Raw genomic sequence first — 3280 nt, forward strand, 5'->3', positions numbered from 1 at the left:
GGATCGTCTACCGGGGTGGGGTCAGTCCATCAACGACTCGGAAGTGTCTAGATTATCCGTGGCTATTCATTCAGCCACCCAGCCGTTTAAATGGTTAAAATAAATAACATATACCTTGCTGAATTAATTTTAATATGTCTTAATAGCGACATCGGTTTGGAAAACAGACCTTATGAAAGCAGTTTTAGTAAAGCAGTCCTCAGTTCAAGAGCTATCTACAGATACCCCTTCTTCATGAGTCTTCTCCTAAGTGCCAAATAAGTAACTCTCTAAATACAGGCCATCGTCGCCGCACTTATGTGGCTCATAAATTAAGGAAATATCTATGTCTAATAAAATGACTGGTTTAGTAAAATGGTTTAACGCAGATAAAGGTTTTGGCTTTATCACTCCTGATGATGGCAGCAAAGATGTATTCGTACATTTCTCTGCTATCCAGAGCGACAATTTTAAAACACTTGATGAAGGTCAGAAAGTTTCCTTCACCATTGAAAATGGCGCTAAAGGCCCTGCAGCTGGAAACGTCACTCCACTGTAATGCCCGCTAGTTATCAGTAGTGCTTACGATAGCGATGAAGGCAATAGTCTGAGTAGTTAATCTCTACTGATAATAAAATGAACCCGCCCAGTGCGGGTTTATTGTTAGTGTAATTATAACAACACTGACATCCTATATTATTGCATGGCTTAATAATTTAAACCTTTAATCCAGATAATGCGGCGAATATATTTCACTCATATATTACCAGCCTCATTACAGACTATACCTGTAGTTTATTTGTCAAAAGAAATTGTATTCCCAATAATTTCAAAATCGTCATATATCGTAAAGGAATACAAGTGGTTTTCTTATTAAACATGTATCGTTATAATCCCTTGCAGCAGGAAATCCCTATGTCTACTCGTAAAAAAACACAAACTAATCGTAATTACTTAGTCAAATGCACATGCCCAAGCTGTTCAAAAGATTCAGAACATAGTTTTAGTCGCGTCCAAAAAGGTTCTCAACTTGTCTGCCCGTTTTGCAGTACTTTGTTCAAGTCATTAAAATGATGCAGATGCCTTCTTGCAGATAGGATGAGCGTTAAATTAATTAAACGCCCTCACATATAACAATGTTTTTAGGCAAATAAAAACTCAAAGCAATGATGCTGCTGTAGACCGTCTGAGCATAAGCGCTCTTTACTGTTTATGCAGCCCATTAACGGTTACTTTTATACTGTGCATACGGGAGGTCTGCGCTTCTGCACACCTGTAAAGATGTAAAAGTTACTGGCCTGATTTTAAAAGGTTTTTCCTCCAGAAAAGCTTACAATTCTACCTTCTCAGACCTAACGCCTTAGCTATATTGCCGATCGCGTATATCTATTTATCACAAAGTATTACTTTAGAAGCAGCGGGACCTTTGTTACCGTTATAAATTGTGTACTCCACCTTCTGTCCTTCAAACAGGGTTTTAAAATGATCGCCCTGAAGCTCCGAAACATGAACAGAGATATCTTTGCTTCCATCAAGCGGAGAGATGAAACCAAAACCTTTGTCTTCCTTAAACCATTTTACCAAGCCTCTGATTCTTGAGGACATAATTACTCCAATTTCACATGATGAAGGGAACAACAAACGTATAGACTAAAAAAAGTATCAGCGATAGTACCTGGTAATGAGGACTGGCCGATAAAATGTTTACGTTTGCTGTATATCGAAATGATGAGTTCATTAAGGCACGGACAGTGATAATAAGCAAAATATTCTTTGCCGTTCGACTCCCCCCTGTATTGTAGCAGTCAACTGATTTTTTAGCTGGCTGGAAATATTTTCAGAGTAGCGGGCTGCGATAGAAAAGCCCGACAGCGACCAAAATCAGCCTACGAGATCAGCAACCAGTACGGTAATCGGTACATGTACAAAGGTTTTAACGAAATGTAGGTATAGACAAAAATCATGCAGGCCAAGTGTCAGGTATTTTGACCGATTTCATCTTTCATGTTCTTAAGGCTAAAGGGATTTCAGATTACGAGGAGATAGTCGAGATAAACAGCTTTTTTCTGGACACAAGACTGAAGGACTGGTGCTCATCTACGACAGAAAGGTCAAACTTTCACCGACACTGAACGCCCCTTTACCGGAGAATATTCCAAGTAATTCCAAGTGTGATGTGTGTCCTTGAATGATGGGGCTGTAAGTGTTTGAATTGTGGCGGAGAGAGGGGGATTTGAACCCCCGGTAGAGTTGCCCCTACTCCGGTTTTCGAGACCGGTCCATTCAGCCGCTCTGGCATCTCTCCGTTCTGGCGGTTGCCATAATGCCAGGTAATTTGGCATTTTAACAGACCCCGTTCCGTCAATTTCGTTCAAGTGACGAGTTTGCGAGCAAAACGATGATTAAGTGGCCCTGGAAAGAGCAAGAAACACCCCGGAATGATGACTGGCCATGGGATGACGCCCTGGCAATTCCTCTTCTGGTGAATCTCACTGAGCAAGAACAAGCCAGACTTATCGCGCTGGCTGAGCGTTTTTTACAGCAAAAAAGGTTAGTTGCACTGCAGGGACTTGAAATGGACCCGCTAAAAAGTGCGCGTATTGCTCTGCTTTTCTGTTTGCCCATTCTGGAATTGGGTATCGAGTGGCTCGATGGTTTTCATGAAGTTCTGATCTACCCTGCCCCGTTTGTCGTGGATGATGAATGGGAAGATGACATTGGATTGGTGCATAACCAACGCGTCGTTCAATCCGGGCAAAGCTGGCAGCAGGGGCCGATTATCCTGAACTGGCTCGATATTCAGGACTCCTTCGATGCCTCCGGTTTTAATCTGATTATCCATGAAGTGGCGCACAAGCTGGATATGCGCAATGGCGATCGGGCCAGCGGTATTCCGGCGATCCCGCTGCGGGATATCGCTGGCTGGGAACACGATTTGCATGCAGCAATGAGCAATATTCAGGATGAAGTTGACCTGGTGGGTGAAACCGCTTGCAGTATAGACGCCTATGCTGCGACCGATCCTGCCGAATGTTTTGCCGTGTTATCGGAATATTACTTCAGCGCACCCGAATTATTTGCACCTCGTTTTCCTGCACTATGGCAGCGTTTTTCCCAGTTTTATCGGCAGAATCCCCTGCAACGATTACGCGATAACCGGGAAGATGAGAATAATCGCTCATCGAATGTGCATTAACGCTGCATTTTGAGGATTAATTAACCAATTGAAATGACGTGCTAATTTTACTGTTGACACGTCATGGTGAGGTCAGTAATATGCGCCTCGTTCACACGATTCCTC

At 42.7% G+C, this 3280-nt stretch carries 4 protein-coding genes, 1 tRNA gene and 1 pseudogene; 4 read left to right on the forward strand and 2 right to left on the reverse strand.

The window, feature by feature from the left end:
* Window positions 1-325: 325 nt before the first annotated feature.
* Together cspA and FDW98_RS23545 are read left to right on the forward strand one after the other, a co-directional pair.
* Entirely contained in the window at window positions 326-538 is a 213-nt protein-coding gene (gene cspA / locus FDW98_RS13940) for an RNA chaperone/antiterminator CspA (RefSeq protein WP_096757530.1), read from the forward strand.
* Window positions 539-894: 356 nt separating this feature from the next.
* Entirely contained in the window at window positions 895-1053 is a 159-nt protein-coding gene (locus FDW98_RS23545) for a YnfU family zinc-binding protein (RefSeq protein WP_213083823.1), read from the forward strand.
* Between the two features lie 312 nt (window positions 1054-1365).
* Here the strand turns inward: FDW98_RS23545 and FDW98_RS13945 are convergent, their stop codons facing one another.
* On the reverse strand, window positions 1366-1584 hold the full coding sequence (locus tag FDW98_RS13945) for a cold shock domain-containing protein (protein WP_096757531.1): 219 nt from the start codon (window positions 1582-1584) through the stop codon (window positions 1366-1368).
* A gap of 255 nt (window positions 1585-1839) precedes the next feature.
* Between FDW98_RS13945 and FDW98_RS13950 the strand changes: the two are divergent.
* Window positions 1840-2167: pseudogene (locus FDW98_RS13950) on the forward strand (integrase); the annotation flags it as partial.
* Between the two features lie 27 nt (window positions 2168-2194).
* On the opposite strand, the gene FDW98_RS13955 reads toward FDW98_RS13950, so the two are convergent.
* Window positions 2195-2284 (reverse strand) — tRNA-Ser (locus FDW98_RS13955).
* Between the two features lie 93 nt (window positions 2285-2377).
* Here FDW98_RS13955 and mtfA point away from each other — a divergent pair.
* Complete coding sequence (gene mtfA / locus FDW98_RS13960; protein ID WP_096757532.1) at window positions 2378-3175, forward strand: DgsA anti-repressor MtfA; 798 nt, start codon at window positions 2378-2380, stop codon at window positions 3173-3175.
* The last annotated feature ends 105 nt before the right edge of the window (window positions 3176-3280 follow it).

Source organism: Citrobacter sp. wls711 (genome assembly GCF_005281055.1).
Taxonomy (GTDB): Bacteria; Pseudomonadota; Gammaproteobacteria; order Enterobacterales; family Enterobacteriaceae; genus Citrobacter; species Citrobacter gillenii.